Origin of the sequence: Swaminathania salitolerans (assembly GCF_007988945.1) — a bacterium.
In the GTDB taxonomy this organism is placed as follows: domain Bacteria; phylum Pseudomonadota; class Alphaproteobacteria; order Acetobacterales; family Acetobacteraceae; genus Swaminathania; species Swaminathania salitolerans.
The window spans coordinates 516,207-533,774 of record NZ_BJVC01000001.1 but is presented as its reverse complement, the minus strand read 5'-3'; the positions used below and the strand labels follow the sequence as shown (position 1 = coordinate 533,774).

Here is a 17,568-nt window from a genome sequence, read left to right as displayed (position 1 = left end):
AAAATGCGTTCGGGGCATGTCGGAGGAGAACGACCCGTCCCGCCGGGACGGTGACGATTCAGGGACCGGCCCCGGGATCGGTGTCGTCATCCAGACGCGGCCCGAAACCCGCCGCCCGTCGATGTACAAGGTTCTCATGCTGAACGACGATTACACGCCCATGGAATTCGTGGTGCATGTACTCGAGCGATTTTTCTCGAAATCGCGTGAAGAAGCCACCAATATCATGCTGAGCGTCCACCAGAAGGGTGTCGGCATATGCGGGGTATTCACCTTCGAGATCGCGGAAAGCAAGGTGACCCAGGTCATGGATCTGGCCCGCCAGAACCAGCACCCGTTGCAGTGTACGATCGAAAAGGCCTGATCGCCGGCACCTGTTCGCCGAGCTTTCGGAAAAGGACTGCAAGGAACCCTTTTACAAAAGACGATTCTCCCCACATCCTTCCTGTTGGCTCTTCCCGCCTGACCCAAAGGAGCGTTCCCCATGTTGTCTCGTATGCTCGAACAGACGCTCCATCGTGCCCTGACCCTCGCCAGCGAGCGGCGGCACGAATATGCAACGCTCGAACATCTCCTGCTCGCCCTGACCGAGGACACCGACTCGGTGACGGTCTTCAAGGCCTGCGGAATCGATCTCGAGAAGCTTCGCGCCGATCTGACGGAATTCCTCGACAAGGATCTGGCCGGACTCGCCTCCGATCGCCCTAGCGAACCCAAGCCGACAGCCGCCTTCCAGCGCGTCATCCAGCGTGCCGCAATCCATGTGCAATCGACCGGTCGCGATGAGGTGACAGGCGCCAATGTGCTCGTCGCTCTTTTCGCCGAACGCGAGAGCCATGCCGTCTATTTCCTGCAACTTCAGGACATGACCCGTCTCGATGCGGTCAATTTCATCTCGCATGGCATCGCCAAGGCGCCGGATCGCTCCACGCGCCGCACCCCCATGGGCGCCAAGGACAAGGAGGACGGCGAGCGTGACGAAAAACCCGGCAAGACGCCGAAGCCCCCCGAGGCGCTGTCCGCCTATTGCGTCAATCTGAACCAGCGCGCCGAGGACGGGAAGATCGATCCGCTGATCGGTCGGGACAACGAGGTGGAGCGCACGATCCAGATCCTGTGCCGCCGCACGAAGAACAACCCGCTTTATGTCGGCGATCCCGGCGTGGGCAAGACCGCGATTGCCGAGGGGCTCGCCAAGCGCATCGTGGAAGGCGACGTGCCTGAGGTTCTGCTCGATGCGACGATCTTCTCCCTCGATATGGGCGCGCTGCTCGCAGGAACGCGCTACCGGGGCGATTTCGAGGAACGCCTCAAGGCGGTCGTGACCGAGCTGGACCAGACCCCGGGCGGGATTCTCTTCATCGACGAGATCCACACGGTGATCGGCGCGGGAGCGACGTCGGGCGGCGCAATGGATGCATCGAACCTGCTCAAACCGGCTCTCGCAGCGGGCACGCTGCGATGCATCGGCTCGACCACCTACAAGGAATATCGCCAGCATTTCGAAAAGGACCGCGCGCTGGTACGCCGGTTCCAGAAGATCGATGTGCCCGAGCCTTCGATCAGCGACACCATCAGGATCCTTCGTGGCCTCAAGGGCAATTACGAGAAGCATCACAAGATCCGCTATACGGATGATGCCCTCAAGGCAGCCGTTGAGCTCTCGGCCAAATACGTTCACGACCGGAAGCTTCCCGACAAGGCGATCGATATCATTGACGAAGCAGGCGCCTCGCGCATGCTCGTTCCGGAAAGCAAGCGCCGCAAGACGGTCACGCTCAAGGATATCGAGGAGATCGTGGCCAAGATCGCCCGGATCCCGCCCAAATCGGTCTCGACCGACGATCGCGAGACGTTGCGCCTGCTTTCCCGCGACCTCAAGAACATGGTCTTCGGCCAGGATCGGGCCATCGAGGCATTGACGGCGGCGATCAAGCTTGCACGCGCCGGATTGCGGGATGCCGAGAAGCCGATCGGTAATTATCTCTTCTCGGGTCCGACCGGCGTTGGCAAGACCGAGGTGGCCAAGCAGCTCGCCGCGTCTCTGGGCATCGAGCTGATCCGCTTCGACATGTCGGAATACATGGAGCGCCATTCCATCTCGCGTCTCATCGGCGCGCCTCCGGGCTATGTGGGATTCGACCAGGGCGGGCTTCTGACCGATGCCATCGACCAGCATCCGCACGCGGTTCTGCTCCTCGACGAAATCGAGAAGGCACATCCCGAACTGTACAACATCCTGCTTCAGGTTATGGATCACGGTCGTCTCACGGATCACAACGGCAAGACGATCGACTTCCGCAACGTGATCCTGATCATGACGACCAATGCCGGTGCGGCCGATCTGAGCAAGGAGGCTGTCGGTTTCGGTCGGACGGACCGCACGGGCGAGGATGAGGATGCGATCAAGCGGCTCTTCACGCCCGAGTTCCGAAACCGGCTCGATGCGATCATCCCCTTCGCCAATCTGACGCCGGAGACGGTGGGGCGCGTGGTCGAGAAGTTCATTCTCCAGCTAGAGGCCCAGCTTGCCGATCGTCATGTCACGATCGAGATCACCTCTGCGGCCAAGGAATGGCTGGCGGAGCGGGGTTACGATCGTCACTATGGCGCGCGTCCTCTCGGCCGCGTCATTCAGGATACGATCAAGAAGCCGCTTGCCGAAGAGCTTCTGTTCGGGTCGCTCGCCAATGGCGGCGCGGTGCGTATCGGACTGAAGGACAATGCTCTGAGTTTCGAGTTTCTCGAGGCATCGCCCACCCAGCCTCCCTCGGGGGAGGAGGATTCGGACGAGCGTTCCGAAGCGGCGAGCGAAAACTGAAACCGGAATGACTCCGCAAAGCATGCAATTGCAGCATCGCTGACGGAGGGCGTGATCGGGGCGCGGTAATCTGCCCCGATCACCACGCTTTATACGAAGCGTTCTTACAAGTTGTCTGAAATCCGCGCGTCTCTGATACGGCTCACCTGTCGCGCTGCTCTGCGCTGCTCCCATGTCCGGAAACAGGAAGTGCGGGAGCCTGACGCGTCAGGCGCTTGGCAACGCCAGGCGAGCCGGAACCCGGGTCCGGGCGTGTTACGCCGCTCGAGACCGTCCAGCTCCGGGCGCTCACCACATTCCTGACGATCGGGACCGGCCTACTCGTAACGTGTTCCGTTCACCTCGACATAGCCCGGCATGGACCAGTGGCGTCCAGTGCCGTGATGCGTCCAGTCGATTCCCTGGGCACGAGCGCTGTCGAAATAATAGCGACCGACAACATCGACCCGATCGCCGACCCGCACCCATGGCCAGGACGGCGCATTCATCCTGTCCAGATCCGATACGATCCGGATCGTCCGACCGGGGGCAACGCTTATGACGAAATAGGCGTGCACGCCGCTATGGGTCCTGCGCGCGCGCCGCGTGAACGAAACCACCTTGCCGCAAATATGCTCCGGCAAATCGACTCTGGTCGGTCCGGTCTGCATGAGACCTGCCTGATCGGTCAGGAACCGGGCATTGTCGCAGGATGCGGCCCCGGTCTGCGCGAAGGCCTCACCTGCTGAGGCAGACAGACCCAAAGCGAGCATGAGAGGCAGAAAGAGACCGGGCAGGCGAGACCTTCTCCGCACAGGGACCTGGGTCTTGGCGGGCCTGCGGGCGACAATGCTGGAAGAGCCTGCCCGGACGGTCTCCGGGCCACTCCTGTGCCATGATTTCATTTCTTTTTCAGGCTTTCCGGCTTGTGGGCTGCCCTGGCGCCGGTCCTGGCACTTTCGACGACGATCTTCGGATCGTCTTTCGATGCCTTGACCTGATTGTTCTTGATCCTGATCGGCTTGGTCACCGTCTTGACGACGTGCCCCTCGGTCTCGCCGTTTCTGGTGTTCCAGGCAACATCGTCGCCCTTGTCGAATTCTTTTCCGGACATGATCATCTCCCTCGGAGTCACCTCCGGGAAACGCCTTTCGGAGGCACCTGTTGCCGTCGCCGGAGCGCTCGATACAAAAAAAGCCGCCCCGGTCTCCCGGAGCGGCCATCGCATGGGCCGAAGATCAGGCCGCCTGCTTGCTGCCTCCCGACTGGGCGGCAAGGATCTTACGGAGCACCTCCGGGAATTCCGACAGATGACCGATCCGGATCAGACCCGGCCAGCTCGGCGCCGGCTTGCTGAGATCGCGCAGAAGGACGCAGGCCATGCCGGCGCGCCGGGCGGCTTCTGCGCCCGTGTCGGAATCTTCCAGCACGATGCAATGCTCCGGTCCGACGCCTTCCAGCTCGGCCGCGTGCAGGTAGAGATCAGGACGCGGCTTGGGCATATCGAGATCGCGCCCCGAATGGATGCGCTCTTCCTCGATCAGCGAGTCCAGACCCGTGCTCGAGAACTTCGCGTCCATTTCCGCACCGGACGAGTTGGAGCCGATCCGGATCGGCAGACCGAGCGCGTGAACCTCTTCGAGCATCTGATGCGCTCCGTCGATGGTTTCGGCCTCGGTCTCCATCATTTTGACGATGCGGTCCTGCATCATCATATCCCAGTTCTCGGGCATGGTCTTGCCGGTCTCACGGCCGATACGCTCGCCGATCTTGACCAGCTCGCCACCCGTGAAAATGCGGTGCGCTTCCTCGTTGGAAAGATTCCAGCCGTGGTTCCGGGCCTCTTCGGCCATCTTGGCAGTGGAGAGGTGCTCGCCATCCACCAGCACGCCGTCGCAATCGAAAATCACGAGCTTGAGCGCGCCATCGACACGCATTGCGGCCGGGATATCCTTGGCTGCGGCGGGTGCGGGAACGGTTGCAGGAGCGACGGTCATGGCATTGTCCTTTCGATGCGTGCAACACGGGCGACGAAGCGCACTGGCACTCAGGGTTTGGGCAATCACGAAATCGTGTGTATGGCACAAACATAGGCATCCAGGGCAGAAATGCAAGGATAAAATTTCAAAACATGTCCGATCGACCTGTTTCGCCGGGCTCAGGATTGCGGTGATGAAATATCGAAAATCACCACAATGATCACAGATATGATGTGAAACCGCGTCGATTTTACACCTTGTGACGGTACAGCTCGTGATTTCTTCCGATCTTATGAATATTTCATGACAGTTGTTACGAAACTATTCCGGATACCGGGTTCTACTATGCATCCCGACCAATGGCCGGTGGGGCTATTTATGGCACTACGGGCATAGTCGAAGACGCCGACCGACTGGTCGCAGTCAGGCGTCTCATGCGATGACGGGAGCACACGGGCGGAAGAGAACGAGCGTACCGGACCTTCGGTACGATCCGCCGCGCAGAGAGCTCTTTCGATCCATCGCTCCTCAATTCTTCCGGTTTCGCAACATGCAGATGAAATTCCGGACGGGTTTCGTCATATCGCGGCTCGCTCCTCCGGACAGTTTCCGGACGTATGGGTAACGGGGAATTGAGCTGCACATGTCGCAATCGTCGGGACCCGGGCAGACAGACACGCGTTGTTTCCCACACAACACATCCACTTACGTCACACCTGCCCCAGCCGGGTCCGCGCCAGCCGCGCTGGCCCCGATCACGACGGGTCTGTCCTTCCGGCTGCCCTCATCGAAGGCAACCGGTCCGGTCCGTCTCTGCCGGCATCGCGCCCGATACGATCCGACGGAACGATGCCGGGGACGATTTTCGGCACGATATCGGGGAAAGCGCAACATTGCGTCCGATGCCCGGCACCGATCGGTGAACCGCTTTCCGGATCGGTGGCTCCACGCGACGCGGGACGTCCGGACCTCTTCCGGTCTGGCGAAAATCCCGCCTTATGTCTGGGAGGACAGTTTTGCTACTTTCACGCGCAACGCTCGAGCTTGTTCCCGAAACCGTGCATACCCCGCGTTTCCTGCCCGAAAAACTGCGGAGCGGGCTGCTCCATCTCGGTTGCGGAAACTTCCACAGGGCCCATCAGGTCACGGCAACCCAGGCAGCCATCGGCCAGCAGGGCGTAGCCGGGCTGGACTGGGGCATTACCTCGGTCACCATGCGCCGTCCCGATCTGGCGCAGTCCCTCTCGGCCCAGGACAATCTCTACACGCTTCTGACCCGGGAACCGACCGGAACGGTCGCTTCGGTGATGGGAGCCATCACGCGTGCGCTTCACGCCGGAGATCCTTCCGCCGATATCGCCGCGGAACTGGCCGCTGAGGGAACGCATATCGTCACCCTGACCGTTACGGCGAGCGGCTACCATCTGCGTGCCGACGGATCGCTCGATCCGGATGCGACAGAGATCGTCGCGGATCTGGGCCAAAGCCGACCCCGCACGGCCATCGGTATTCTCGCTGCCGGTCTGGCACGGGTCAGGACGCAGGGCGGAACGCCGCCGGTCATTCTCTGCTGCGACAATCTTCCGCATAATGGCGAAACCCTCCGCGGCGCGGTACTGGATTTTCTGGCCCTGCGGGGTGACGATGCCCTGGCCGGCTGGGTCGCGGATACGGTGCGTTTCCCCAATACCATGGTCGATCGCATCGTCCCCATACCGAGTGCCGACGACCGGGAGGATGCCCGTCGCTTTCTCGGCGGGCTCGAGGATCGCATTCCTCTCTCGGCGGAGCCCTGGTTCCAGTGGATCATCGAGGATTTCGAAGGGAAGCGGCCATTCTGGGAAGCCCATCCCGGCACGAAATTCGTCAGTGATGTAGACGTCTTCGAGCGTGCGAAGCTCCAGATGCTCAACGGGACCCATATGATCCTGGCCTATGTCGGCGCCCTTGCAGGGCTCGGTACCATCGCAGAGGCCGCTGCCGACCCCGCACTCGGCACAATTGCGGCGCGGTTCATGCGGCAGGAGCAGACTGCAGGTGTGGCGCTGCCCGGGAACGAAACCGACGCCTATGCCCGGGACCTCATGGCCCGGTTCCGCAATCCGGGTATCGTCCACGAGGTCGAACGGATCGGGCGCAACGGATCGGCGAAAATGGCCAGCCGGATCATCCAGCCCATGCGCGAGAACCTGATGGCCGGACGCGCCGTAACCGGCGCCACGCTGCTCATTGCGAGCTGGATACGGTGGTTTGCCCTCCATGAGCAGGAGGCGCTGGAAATAGCCCTGGTCGACCCGCGTGCAGATACGCTCCGACAGCTCTGTGCCGAGGCCCGCGACGACCATGCCGCGCAGGCCGAAGCCTTTCTCGCCATGGAGTCCGTTTTCGGCCCTCCCCTGCCGGATCACGACAGACAGGTCGAAAACATCGCCACCATGCTCAGACGCCTGACGGAGGAAGATGTCGGGTCGCTGCTGCGCAGTCTGGCGCATTAGATGATCGCGCGCGGGTGCAACCGCGCGCCCGGGTTGTGCGAACAAGGCCGGTTTTCGCTACCGGCCGGGGGCCTCGATCGCGCGCCCCCCGATCCGGGCAGCCGTATATGCGCTCCCCTGCCCCTCCCTCGCGGGGTTCAGGCGGTGTGGCGCTCGATATAGCCGCGCGCGACGGTCAGATCTTTCACGATCGCCAGCGCCTGAGCCCGGATCTCCTCGCTGGGTGCGATCAGATCCGGTATGACGATCACCCGGATGCCGGCATTCAGTGCGGCCTGTGCCCCGCTCCGGGAATCCTCGAGAGCGAGACATTCCTCCGGGGCCACTCCGATACGCGACGCTGCCGTGAGATAGGGCTCGGCATCCGGCTTGCCCCGGGAGACGTCGTCACGGGTCACGATCGCATCGAACCGGTCGAACAACCCGACGAGCTTCAGATGATGATCGGTGCGATAGCGACTGGACGAGGTCGCGATCGCCCGGGGGATATGCCGCTCGTCGAGAAGATCGAGCAGAGGAAGAACGCCCGTCTTGAGCACGAGACGGCCGGTATCGACGAAGACACGCAGATGCTCCTCCTGCAGGGAGAAGAAGCGCTCGAGCGGAAAGGAGTCACCATAGGTATCCCGCACCAGGGCGCGGCATCCATCTGCGGGGACGCCGATCATCCTCCGGCAGAAGGATAAAGGAACATCCTCCCCCAGATCGCGTCCGGCGGCCACGAGTGCGTCCATCGCGAGGGATTCGCTGTCGAGAAGAAGGCCGTCCATGTCGAACACGACACCCCTGACCGGCGTTTGCGACGTCGAAAGCAGATGATCTGGCAGGAATTCGGCGGGCATTGTTTTCCCTTTTTCTGGATGCGAAGGACGCGGGATCCGGTCCGGAGTATGGGACCGATTCCGGGCGGCACCGCAGCGGAGAGGCAGATATCCGAACTGAACGGCTGAAACCCCGCGCTGTTCATCCTCCCGCTCCACATGATTGCTTCACATGATCGACAGGACAGTGCCGGAGCGAAAGGCGGGCCGCTCCCGGGGACAGGGCCCGCAATCGGGTTCCGGGAGGAACTCAGTGCGCGTCCGTTGCGGGATGAGCCGCACGATACAGGACCCATTCTTCCACAACCCGGCCATAAGCGAGATGGCAGTATCCCGTCTCGCCACCCGGACCGCGCCGTATCTCGAGCTTCCCACCCTGCTTCACGCAATAAGAAGATGCCGGATTGGTCATGTCCGGTTTTTTCGCCGCGTGCGACGCGCCGCCACATCCGCCCAGAGCGAAAAGCGCCAGAGCCGGAATGAGCTGCTTTGCGACGCGCCCGCAGGTCGTCGATACGCTTTCATGCTTCATGGATTTTTCCCTTCATGGATTTTATCCCGCGCGGGACTCTCCCAGAGCCTGCCTGTCAGAGCCTGCCTGTCGTCATTCTTGCAGCCTGGAACCCCGCCCGTCGAGCGGTCATCCTGCCGGTTCCGGATCCTGCCCCTAAATGCCCCCCGGAGACAACCGGCCACGGATACGGCGCGCACCTTCGGAAAAACGTTGTTTTTCAGCTTCTTGCCTGCTCACGCCACTTTGTACGCCCCACACCTCAACGTGTGGGCGGACCCTCTTCCCGCGCTGCTTCTTTTCCCGTCTCAATCCGGAATGAAAGGTGCCGCAAAAGGCGCTGGCATCATCGCACGGAGAGGAAACGGACATGGATATGGGACTCGGCAACAAGGTTGCGGTCATCACCGGCGGCAGCGTGGGTATCGGCCTTGCTGTTGCGGAAGGTCTGGCACGGGAGGGGGCTCATATCGCTCTCGTCGCCCGCGATCGCGAAAGACTGGAGGCGGCAGCTGCGAAGCTGGAGGCGGATCATTCCGTTCGCTGCCTTGCCATCGCCGCCGATGTTGCGACCGCCGACGGGGTCAACGCGATCGTCAGCCAGGTGGAGGAGGCGTTTGGCGGGGTCGATATCCTCATCAACAATGCCGGCACCGGTTCGAATGAAACGATCATGGAGGCACCGGACGAGAAATGGCAGTTCTACTGGGATCTGCATGTCATGGCAGCCGTTCGCCTTGCACGGGGTCTGGCACCGCTCATGAAGAAACGCGGCGGCGGTGTCATCATAAACAATGCGTCGATCTGCGCCGTGCAGCCTCTGTGGTACGAGCCGATCTATAACGTGACCAAGGCCGCCCTCATGATGTTTTCCAAGACGCTCGCTACCGAGCTGATCAACGACAATATCCGGGTCAATTGCGTCAATCCGGGTCTCGTTCTGACCCCGGACTGGATCAAGACCGCGAAACAGCTCACGGCGGAAAGCGGCGGCGACTGGGAAGGCTATCTGCAATCCGTGGCGGACGAGCATGCGCCGATCAAACGTTTCGCCTCACCTGAGGAACTTGCTCATTTCTTCGTCTTTCTTTGTTCTGACAAGGCGTCCTACAGCGTGGGATCCTCCTATTTCGTCGATGGAGGCATGCTGAAGACACTGTAATCGGGTCCGCAAAGACGAAAAAAGAAAGGAAATATCATGAGCGAGACAAGGCGGTTTTCCGGAAAGACCACCCTCGTTACGGGCGCGGCAGGCAATATCGGCCTCGCGGTCGCCCGACGGATGGCACGCGAGGGCAGCAACGTCATCCTGCTGGACCTGGATCGTGCGAAACTGGAAGAGGCAGCGGCCTCATTCGATACGGATGACGTGGCGATCGGATCGATCGTATGCGACATCACCGATTACGCAGCACTCGAGAACGAACTCGACAAGGCGGAAAGCGCGATCGGGCCTGTCGATTATCTCTTCAACAATGCCGGATATCAGGGTGCCTTCGCGCCCATTCACGACTATCCCGTCGAGGATTTCCAGCGCGTCGTGTCGATCGATCTCGTGGGCGCGTTCCATGTTCTGCGCGCAGTCTCACGCCGCATGGTCGCACGACGGTCGGGAAGCATCGTCAACACGGCCAGCATGGCCGGACTTCAGGGCCCCCCGAACATGGGCGGATACGGTTCGTCGAAATTCGGGGTCGTCGGGCTGACGCAGGTCGCCTCCAAGGATCTCGCCCCGCATAATATCCGCGTCAATGCGATCGCGCCGGCGCTCATGGGTCCGGGCTTCATGTGGGATCGTCAGACGGAGCTCCAGGCCAGCACGAACACCCAGTATTTCTCCACCGACCCGGAACAGGTGAAGAAGGAGATGATCGCTGGCGTGCCCATGCGTCGACTGGGCGATATCGAGGAAATCCCCGGGACGGTCGCCTTCCTTCTGAGCGAGGATGCGAGCTACATCACCGGTGTGACGATGCCGATCTCGGGCGGTATTCTCTAACCCCCCGCAGCCTTCCGATCCGTGCGGCACCGGACAAACGGTGCCGCACATGCTGCGTCAGCATATCGGGCGGGTCCCCGAACGCCTTCGCCCCGCCTTCAGGGAGCGCGAGAAATACCGGGCCAAATTGTCAGGAAAATCATGGTGCTGCTAGCGAGGATTGAACTCGCGACCTCTCCCTTACCAAGGGAGTGCTCTACCACTGAGCTACAGCAGCAACGAAGCGCTTCCTAGCTTTTCGGCCCGAAGGCTGCAAGCCCCGAAAGCGCTTTTTTTTCGTAAAACCCTCAGTCGTCGCGATGGATTTTTTCCATCCGCTCGTGGCGCTCCTGCGCCTCGATGGACATGGTCGCGATCGGACGGGCCTCGAGACGCTTCAATCCGATCGGCTCTCCGGTCTCCTCGCAATATCCGTAGGAGCCGTTCTCGACACGCTGGAGCGCCAGATTGATCTTGCCGATCAGCTTGCGTGCCCGGTCGCGCGTGCGCAGTTCCAGCGCGCGATCCGTCTCGACACTGGCACGATCCGTGACATCGGCTTCATGGATCCCCCCTTCCGAAAGACTGGCGAGGGTCAGATTGGCCTCCTTGAGCAGATCCGTCCGCCAACGCAGCAGCTTCTGACGGAAGTATTCTACCTGAAGCGGGTTCATGAACTCTTCATGTTCGGAGGGCCGATAATCCGGGGGGAGCGTGATCATGCAGGTCTGTCCTCAATGCAAGTCGCCTTGGCCCGCCGCTCCGCCTGCTGAACCGGAAATGACAGGCATGAAACCCGTATCCCGAGCAAAACGGTATGGCCGGTTTGGCGCGGCTTATACCGCTGCGAGACAACGCCGCCAAGCCCGTCCGAACGAAAATACTCATATCGCTGCGCGCAAAATCCAGTTCTCAGGACACAAACCGGGCAAACACTTGCAATCCGGCCCTTTTCCTGAAGCGATCTATTCGCAGGACATCCAGTAATCCCAGAAATTGGATGAATTTTCCATTACGCTTCCGGGAGAGCGTCGCGGCAGCGCGGGCGGATGCAACGGTGCTGCCACCCCGGGGCCGGAAAGCGCCTGCCCTCTCCCCGGGGGCATTGGTCTATCTGACGGCTTCGTAGCGCTCGAGCTGCCAGGACTCCGGTTCCCCAGCGGCAAGGTTCGCCCATTCCAGCATCAGGGGATGCGTCATGACAGCGTTACGATAGGCTTCCGCTTCCGCAGACAGCGCGATTGCATAGGAGGTGAACCGGGAGGCGACGGGAGCGAACATGATATCGGCACAGGTGAAATCCGTACCGAACAGGAACGCCCCTCCGGCGCCGAACGTCGCGCGTGTGTCCACCCAGAGTCGATCGATGGCCGCGACATCCGCGCTTACAGCCTGCGTTATTTCTTCGAGAGGGCGCGGCACACGCCCGAAATTCATCGGAAGCGCCTGACGAAGCGCACCGAAACCGGCATGCATCTGGCCGGCGATGCTGCGGGCATGGGCGCGGGCGATCCGTGCTTCCGGCCAGAGAACGGGGGCGAGCTCGGCGCAGTATTCGCAGATGGCGAGACTTTCCCAGACCCGCGCACCGTCATGCTCGAGAAAGGGAACCAGCCCGTTCGGAGAGATCTCGTGGATTTCGCTCGTCTGTCCGCCACCACGAAGGGCAATCACCTCGTCCCGGACCGGCAGTCCCGCGCATTTCACGGCGAGCCACCCACGCAACGACCAGGACGAATAACGGCGTGTGCCGATGACGAGACGATTCACGACAGGAACTCTCCCTCAGGACAGGATGAACCCTCCACCCAGAACCCGACTGCCCTGGTACAGGACACAGGCCTGACCGGGTGCAGGCATGGCTGGCTCATCTAATACCACGCGCGCGCCCCCGGCAACCGGATAGACACAGGCGGCGCGGCACGCCTCGCGCGCCCTGATCTGGACCTCGCAGCGCATGCCGGCGGCGTCCGGCTCCGTCAGCCAGTTCATATCCCGCAAGGCGAATTCGGTGCGGCCTGCGCCTTCCCGCGGGCCGACGACGATACGGCGGGTCGTGGCGTCGATCCTCTTCACGATCTGGCGCCTTCCGTCCTTCGTGTGGATATCCCCGAGCCGCTTGCTCTGTCCGACGGTGTAGCGCGCAATCCCTTCATGTCTGCCGAGCACGCGCCCGTCCTCGGTGACGATCTCTCCCTCGCCGCCTGTTTCGGGTCGAAGCGTCTCCACCACATCGGCATAGCTGCCCGACGGAACGAAACAGATATCCTGACTGTCGGGCTTTGCAGCGATAGCCAGGCCGAAAGTTTCGGCCAGGCCGCGCACCGCGTCCTTGTCCGGCATGTCGCCGAGCGGAAAACGCAGGTAATCGAGCTGATCCTGCGTAGTGGCGAAAAGGAACCAGGACTGATCGCGGGAGAGATCGGCGGGACGATGCAACTCGCTCCGTCCCTCCCCTTCGACGCGACGGACGTAATGTCCGGTCGCCATCGCGTCGCAATCGAGATCCCGTGCCATGCCGAGGAGATCGGTGAACTTGACGCCCTGATTGCAGGCGACACAGGGAACCGGCGTTTCGCCGCGCGCATAGCTTTCGGCAAAGCGGTCGATCACGCTCTTGCGGAAGCGTTCTTCCGCATCGATGACGTAATGGGGGATGTCGAGCCTGTCCGCCACGGCCCGCGCGTCGAGTATGTCGCGCCCGGCACAGCACGATCCCGCCCGCGATACTGCCTGACCGTGATCGTAAAGCTGCAATGTCGCCCCGATGACCTCATGCCCTTCCTGTTTCAGAAGGGCGGCCACTACGGAGCTGTCCACGCCTCCCGACATGGCAACGAGGATACGCATGAGATCTCTTTCCTGCGATGACCAGGGGCGGCTTCGGCCCTCAGGATGACTTGGGCAGACGGACGACGAGACCGTCCAGAGCCTCCGTCATAACGATCTGGCAGCCCAGACGGGAAGTCTTTTCGAGGCCGAAGGCGAGATCGAGCATGTCTTCCTCGTCATCGGTCGGCGCAGAGAGCTTGCCGGCCCATTCCGGGTCCACCACGACATGACAGGTCGCGCAGGCGAGAGAGCCTTCGCAGGCGCCTTCGAGATCGATATCGTGCTTGTGCGCGATCTCGAGCACGGAAAGCCCGACCGGCGCGTCCACTTCCCTGCGCGAACCGTCCTGCTCGATGAAAATCATGTGTGGCATATCTGTCGTTACCCCGGGCAATGGATCCTGCGCGCGGCATCCAGAAACAGCTCCAGTGCCCGCACGATTTCGGGCTCGGACGTAAAACGTCCGACCGAGAGACGCAAGCATCGCGCCGCGTCTTTTGCGTCGATCCCCATTGCCGTCAGAACATAGGACGGTGCGATTTCGGCCGAGCTGCAGGCCGAACCGGTCGAGACGGCAACGTCGGGCATGGCGCGGATCAGATCCAGGGCCGCATGGCCGGGCGGCAGCATCACATTGAGTGCCCCCGCGACACGATCGGCGCCCGCACCGTTCACCCTCAGCCCGGGCAGGCCCGAAACGAGACCGGCTGCCAGACAATCCCGCAACCGGCCGAGACGCGCCCCTTCGCTCTGCACATGATCCCGGGCGAGGGCACAGGCGACACCGAACCCGGCGACCAGCGGCGTCGGCAAGGTGCCCGATCGCAACCCGCGCTCCTGTCCCCCTCCCGAAAAGAGCGGGACGAGACGCGTTCTCGGCCGATGCCGGACATAAAGCGCCCCGACCCCTTTCGGCCCGTAAATCTTGTGGGCCGAAAGCGACATCAGATCGACCGTGTCATGATCGAGCGGGATCCTTCCCGCTGCCTGGGCGGCATCGGTATGAAACAGCGCACCCGCCTCCCGGACGATATGCGACAGGGAGGCGATATCCTGGATCACGCCGGTCTCGTTATTCACGCTCATGATGCTGACGAGCGCCGTCGGACTCTCGAGCGCGCGCGCCAGCGCCGCGGGATCGACCAGCCCGTTCGCCCCGACCGGCAGAATGACAGGCTCGAATCCCTCCATGGCAAGATCGCGCACGGATTCGAGCACGCATTTATGTTCGGTCGCGACGGTCACGATCCGCCGACGGGCGCTTCCCTGATGTGCCAGATAACGGGCGGCTCCCTTGATCGCCAGATTATTGGCCTCCGTCGCTCCGGAGGTGAAAACGATCTCGCGCGGAGACGCCCCGATCAGGGAGGCGACAGACCGACGCGCCTCCTCGATCGCACGGGACGCGAGACGACCGGGCGCATGATCCTCGCTATGGGGATTGCCGAACTGCCCGGAAAAGAAGGGAAGCATGGCCTCGACCACGGCAGGATCGCACGGGGTCGTCGACTGGTAGTCGAGATAGATCATGCGGCGCGCGTCCCCAGACGCTCGGCCATCGTGCGATACGCCGCCTTAAACGCCACGACCTGTTCCTCCGTCACGTTCCATGGAAGCGAGATACGGATGGCCTGTGCAGCGGCCTCGCCCAGCCCCATGGCAGACAGGACATGCGAGGCGGAAACCTTGCCGGACGAGCAGGCGGATCCGGTCGAGACCGCAAAACCCGCAAGATCGAGCATCATGAGCTGGGTCTGGGCCGGAACCCCCCAGAGGGAAAGGGATGTGGTGTTCGGCAGACGCGGCGCATGCCGGTCTCCGATGACACGCGCCCCGCAGGAGAGCGCGAACTCGTCGATCCGGTCGCGCAGATCCGCAACGGGCCTCCAGTCCTGCGCGCAGGCATCCTGGAAAGCGGCAGCCATTCCGACGATGATCTGAAGGGGCTGTGTGCCACCGCGGCGTCCGCGCTCCTGCCCGCCTCCACGCATCAAGGGCGTGACATGAAGCTCCCCACCCAGAAGAAGCGCCCCGGCTCCTTTCGCGCCTCCGGCCTTGTGGCCCGACACGGCCATGCTCGTCACGCCGTCGCAAGTCAGGGCGATCCGGCCGGCGCCCTGCACCGCATCGACATGAAGCAGCGCCCCGTGACGGAGGCACAGATCCCGTATCGCCTCGAGCGGATGAAGAATGCCGGTCTCGTTATTCGCGATCATGGCACAGACGAGCGCGGGCCCTCCCGAACCCAGCATGCGGTCCAGCGCGTCGAGGCAAAGCTGTCCGTCGCCCCGCACGGGCACGATCTCGGCATGAGACGACGCCATGCGTACCGCGTCGTGTTCCGTCGCCCCGACGAGGACCCGTCTGCCCTGACCGAAGGCATGAATGGCAAGCGCATTGGCCTCCGTGCCGCCGGAGGTGAAAACGACCTGCTCCGGCCCCATGCCCCAGAGACTGCCGATCTGGCTGCGCGCGGCTTCGAGGAGTGCGCGCGCCTTCCTTCCCGGCCCATGCACGGAGGAGGGGTTCCCCTCGCATCGCAGCGCGTCGAGCATGGCAGTCATGGCGGAAGGTCGGAGGCATTCCGTTGCGTTGGCATCGAGATAGACGGTCATGCGTCTATAGATCGAATTGTACCCGCAAGACGCAAGTCAAAAGCAACGGACCGGGAATTGGCGCCTTTCTGACGATTTCTGTGGAATTTACCCCTTCGTCATCGTTATACACTGCGGCCATGATGGCGTGGTGGCCATAAGGGCGTGTTCCGCACACCCGAATGCCCATGCTGCGTCAGGGGGATATCCACCCGATATCCTCTCACCGTTGAGGAGCTCGTCCATGCGCGTTTTGACGCCTGCAGATTCCCTTCGTGGTTTTCACACGCGACCTGCCACCCTTCCGGTGAACTACGGCTGACGCCTTCCATATCGTTCGTCATGATCTGCCCGTATCGGGATCAGCCATTTTCCGGCCGATTGACGACGACACCCCGGCTCTATCCGGTTTCGGGCAGTCTCATTCATCCGTAACAAAAACACCTCTCCCGCTGCGCTTTTCCCGCGGGATCAAAATTCGGAAGCATTTTAATGCCAGAAGTCATGTTCGCCGGCCCCGACGGTCGGCTGGAGGGTCGTTACCACCACTCTGACGAGCCCAATGCGCCGCTCGCTCTGGTTCTGCATCCGCATCCGCTCCATGGCGGAACCATGAATAACCGCATCACCTACACGATGTACCGGTCCTTCGAGAAAATGGGTTTCTCGGTCATGCGCTACAACTCGCGTGGCGTCGGTCGCTCGCAGGGCCGCTACGATGGCGGTATCGGCGAGATTTCCGATGCGGCGGCAGCGCTCGACTGGATGCAGATGGTCAACCCGAACTCGAACGAACTCTGGATCGGAGGCTACTCCTTCGGTGCGTTCGTGGGTATGCAGCTTCTCATGCGTCGCCCCGAGATCAGCGGCTGGATCAGCGTCGCCCCACCGGCGAACGACTATGATTTCGGCTTTCTCGCGCCTTGCCCCTGCGGCGGCCTGATGATCGCAGGTGAGAAGGACGACATGGCACCGGAGCCCGGCATCCGGAAGCTTGTCGACAAGCTGAACACGCAGAAGAACGTCGAAGTCGATTATCGCATTTTCGATGGAGCGAATCACATCTTCGCCAGCGAGGCCGAGAAGGTCGCCGCGGCGCTGGAAGATCACGTAACCACGATGCGCAGCCGACGCACGCTGGCGCTCGCCGCAGACTGAACGAGTCAGGGGGCTGACGTGCATCCGCACCGGGTGCCGTCAGCCCCGATCGGTCAGCCCCGGTCCGTGAACCCGGGTCACGCAGCTCAGCCAACCCGACCAGCCCGGCCCGGCCCGGCCAGCCCGCACGAAATGGGCGACCGTTCCATACACAACCCCGGATATGCCCGATCGGACCGGTCCCGTCCGGACCGCCCGCGTCCTGCAGGACAGGACAGAACGAACGGGGTATTCGGCAAGCCCCGCTTTTCGTGCTAGCACCCCGGGCACCGGATGCGTTCCGGTGCCGCAGCGGGGCACGCGATCAGGCGTGATACCGCCCCGAAAAACCAATCCGTCGCGCGACAGGACCGCCTACGGATCAGGATCACCCTGATCGACCGGCGCGGAACAGGAGCCG

At 62.3% G+C, this 17,568-nt stretch carries 17 protein-coding genes and 1 tRNA gene; 6 read left to right on the top strand and 12 right to left on the bottom strand.

The window, feature by feature from the left end; translation table 11 throughout:
• Positions 1-16: 16 nt before the first annotated feature.
• The gene (gene clpS, locus SSA02_RS02135) at positions 17-364 is read left to right on the top strand and encodes an ATP-dependent Clp protease adapter ClpS (RefSeq protein ID WP_147092647.1); all 348 of its coding nucleotides are present in this window, start codon (positions 17-19) and stop codon (positions 362-364) included.
• 120 nt (positions 365-484) lie between these two features.
• Positions 485-2,821 (top strand): ATP-dependent Clp protease ATP-binding subunit ClpA, encoded by a 2,337-nt coding sequence (gene clpA, locus SSA02_RS02130; protein WP_147092259.1) that lies wholly within the window; start codon positions 485-487, stop codon positions 2,819-2,821.
• 317 nt (positions 2,822-3,138) lie between these two features.
• Here clpA and SSA02_RS02125 read toward each other — a convergent pair whose 3' ends face one another.
• The 3 genes from SSA02_RS02125 to SSA02_RS02115 all read right to left on the bottom strand — a co-directional run bounded on the left by SSA02_RS02125 (position 3,139) and on the right by SSA02_RS02115 (position 4,737).
• Entirely contained in the window at positions 3,139-3,573 is a 435-nt protein-coding gene (locus tag SSA02_RS02125) for a DUF3465 domain-containing protein (RefSeq protein ID WP_186807662.1), read from the bottom strand.
• Positions 3,574-3,701: 128 nt separating this feature from the next.
• Positions 3,702-3,914, bottom strand: a complete 213-nt coding sequence (locus SSA02_RS02120; RefSeq protein WP_147092257.1) for a hypervirulence associated TUDOR domain-containing protein — start codon at positions 3,912-3,914, stop codon at positions 3,702-3,704.
• Between the two features lie 124 nt (positions 3,915-4,038).
• Complete coding sequence (locus SSA02_RS02115; protein WP_147092646.1) at positions 4,039-4,737, bottom strand: HAD family hydrolase; 699 nt, start codon at positions 4,735-4,737, stop codon at positions 4,039-4,041.
• Between the two features lie 1,058 nt (positions 4,738-5,795).
• Between SSA02_RS02115 and SSA02_RS02110 the strand changes: the two genes are divergently transcribed.
• On the top strand, positions 5,796-7,274 hold the full coding sequence (locus SSA02_RS02110) for a mannitol dehydrogenase family protein (RefSeq protein ID WP_147092256.1): 1,479 nt from the start codon (positions 5,796-5,798) through the stop codon (positions 7,272-7,274).
• A gap of 137 nt (positions 7,275-7,411) precedes the next feature.
• Here the strand turns inward: SSA02_RS02110 and SSA02_RS02105 are convergent, their stop codons facing one another.
• Both SSA02_RS02105 and SSA02_RS12850 read right to left on the bottom strand, forming a co-directional pair.
• The gene (locus SSA02_RS02105; protein WP_246103559.1) at positions 7,412-8,116 is read right to left on the bottom strand and encodes an HAD family hydrolase; all 705 of its coding nucleotides are present in this window, start codon (positions 8,114-8,116) and stop codon (positions 7,412-7,414) included.
• A 229-nt stretch (positions 8,117-8,345) separates the two neighbouring features.
• Positions 8,346-8,627 carry a putative hemolysin gene (locus SSA02_RS12850; RefSeq protein ID WP_246103558.1) on the bottom strand — a complete coding sequence of 94 codons (282 nt, stop codon included), beginning with the start codon at positions 8,625-8,627 and terminating at the stop codon, positions 8,346-8,348.
• Positions 8,628-8,976: 349 nt separating this feature from the next.
• Between SSA02_RS12850 and SSA02_RS02095 the strand changes: the two genes are divergently transcribed.
• Both SSA02_RS02095 and SSA02_RS02090 read left to right on the top strand, forming a co-directional pair.
• Positions 8,977-9,768, top strand: a complete 792-nt coding sequence (locus SSA02_RS02095) for an SDR family NAD(P)-dependent oxidoreductase (RefSeq protein ID WP_147092255.1) — start codon at positions 8,977-8,979, stop codon at positions 9,766-9,768.
• A gap of 36 nt (positions 9,769-9,804) precedes the next feature.
• A complete protein-coding gene (locus SSA02_RS02090; RefSeq protein WP_147092254.1) occupies positions 9,805-10,605 on the top strand; it encodes an SDR family NAD(P)-dependent oxidoreductase in 801 nt (266 codons plus the stop codon).
• A 142-nt stretch (positions 10,606-10,747) separates the two neighbouring features.
• Here SSA02_RS02090 and SSA02_RS02085 read toward each other — a convergent pair.
• From SSA02_RS02085 to SSA02_RS02055, 7 genes are all read right to left on the bottom strand, one after another.
• Positions 10,748-10,822 (bottom strand) — tRNA-Thr (locus tag SSA02_RS02085).
• 70 nt (positions 10,823-10,892) lie between these two features.
• A complete protein-coding gene (gene dksA, locus SSA02_RS02080) occupies positions 10,893-11,306 on the bottom strand; it encodes an RNA polymerase-binding protein DksA (RefSeq protein ID WP_147092253.1) in 414 nt (137 codons plus the stop codon).
• A 388-nt stretch (positions 11,307-11,694) separates the two neighbouring features.
• Positions 11,695-12,354 carry a glutathione S-transferase family protein gene (locus tag SSA02_RS02075; RefSeq protein WP_147092252.1) on the bottom strand — a complete coding sequence of 220 codons (660 nt, stop codon included), beginning with the start codon at positions 12,352-12,354 and terminating at the stop codon, positions 11,695-11,697.
• A gap of 15 nt (positions 12,355-12,369) precedes the next feature.
• Positions 12,370-13,434 carry a tRNA 2-thiouridine(34) synthase MnmA gene (gene mnmA / locus SSA02_RS02070; protein ID WP_147092251.1) on the bottom strand — a complete coding sequence of 355 codons (1,065 nt, stop codon included), beginning with the start codon at positions 13,432-13,434 and terminating at the stop codon, positions 12,370-12,372.
• 40 nt (positions 13,435-13,474) lie between these two features.
• Positions 13,475-13,789 (bottom strand): ferredoxin family 2Fe-2S iron-sulfur cluster binding protein, encoded by a 315-nt coding sequence (locus SSA02_RS02065; RefSeq protein ID WP_147092250.1) that lies wholly within the window; start codon positions 13,787-13,789, stop codon positions 13,475-13,477.
• An 8-nt stretch (positions 13,790-13,797) separates the two neighbouring features.
• Positions 13,798-14,946 (bottom strand): cysteine desulfurase family protein, encoded by a 1,149-nt coding sequence (locus SSA02_RS02060; protein WP_147092249.1) that lies wholly within the window; start codon positions 14,944-14,946, stop codon positions 13,798-13,800.
• Positions 14,943-16,031 carry a cysteine desulfurase family protein gene (locus SSA02_RS02055; protein WP_147092248.1) on the bottom strand — a complete coding sequence of 363 codons (1,089 nt, stop codon included), beginning with the start codon at positions 16,029-16,031 and terminating at the stop codon, positions 14,943-14,945. The genes SSA02_RS02060 and SSA02_RS02055 overlap by 4 nt, the downstream gene beginning before the upstream one ends.
• Positions 16,032-16,502: 471 nt before the next feature.
• On the opposite strand from SSA02_RS02055, the gene SSA02_RS02050 reads away from it, so the two are divergent.
• Entirely contained in the window at positions 16,503-17,168 is a 666-nt protein-coding gene (locus SSA02_RS02050; RefSeq protein ID WP_147092247.1) for an alpha/beta hydrolase, read from the top strand.
• Positions 17,169-17,568 lie beyond the last annotated feature (400 nt).

Bases quoted from the DNA above. Each gene is read 5' to 3' on its own strand.
- dksA (WP_147092253.1), bottom strand. From the start codon at position 11,306: ATGATCACGCTCCCCCCGGATTATCGGCCCTCCGAACATGAAGAGTTC.
- SSA02_RS02050 (WP_147092247.1), top strand. From the start codon at position 16,503: ATGCCAGAAGTCATGTTCGCCGGCCCCGACGGTCGGCTGGAGGGTCGT.
- clpA (WP_147092259.1), top strand. From the start codon at position 485: ATGTTGTCTCGTATGCTCGAACAGACGCTCCATCGTGCCCTGACCCTC.
- SSA02_RS02095 (WP_147092255.1), top strand. From the start codon at position 8,977: ATGGATATGGGACTCGGCAACAAGGTTGCGGTCATCACCGGCGGCAGC.
- SSA02_RS02090 (WP_147092254.1), top strand. From the start codon at position 9,805: ATGAGCGAGACAAGGCGGTTTTCCGGAAAGACCACCCTCGTTACGGGC.
- SSA02_RS02120 (WP_147092257.1), bottom strand. From the start codon at position 3,914: ATGTCCGGAAAAGAATTCGACAAGGGCGACGATGTTGCCTGGAACACC.
- SSA02_RS02115 (WP_147092646.1), bottom strand. From the start codon at position 4,737: ATGCGTGTCGATGGCGCGCTCAAGCTCGTGATTTTCGATTGCGACGGC.
- SSA02_RS02055 (WP_147092248.1), bottom strand. From the start codon at position 16,031: ATGACCGTCTATCTCGATGCCAACGCAACGGAATGCCTCCGACCTTCC.
- SSA02_RS02125 (WP_186807662.1), bottom strand. From the start codon at position 3,573: ATGCTCGCTTTGGGTCTGTCTGCCTCAGCAGGTGAGGCCTTCGCGCAG.
- mnmA (WP_147092251.1), bottom strand. From the start codon at position 13,434: ATGCGTATCCTCGTTGCCATGTCGGGAGGCGTGGACAGCTCCGTAGTG.
- SSA02_RS12850 (WP_246103558.1), bottom strand. From the start codon at position 8,627: ATGAAGCATGAAAGCGTATCGACGACCTGCGGGCGCGTCGCAAAGCAG.
- clpS (WP_147092647.1), top strand. From the start codon at position 17: ATGTCGGAGGAGAACGACCCGTCCCGCCGGGACGGTGACGATTCAGGG.
- SSA02_RS02065 (WP_147092250.1), bottom strand. From the start codon at position 13,789: ATGCCACACATGATTTTCATCGAGCAGGACGGTTCGCGCAGGGAAGTG.
- SSA02_RS02105 (WP_246103559.1), bottom strand. From the start codon at position 8,116: ATGCCCGCCGAATTCCTGCCAGATCATCTGCTTTCGACGTCGCAAACG.
- SSA02_RS02060 (WP_147092249.1), bottom strand. From the start codon at position 14,946: ATGATCTATCTCGACTACCAGTCGACGACCCCGTGCGATCCTGCCGTG.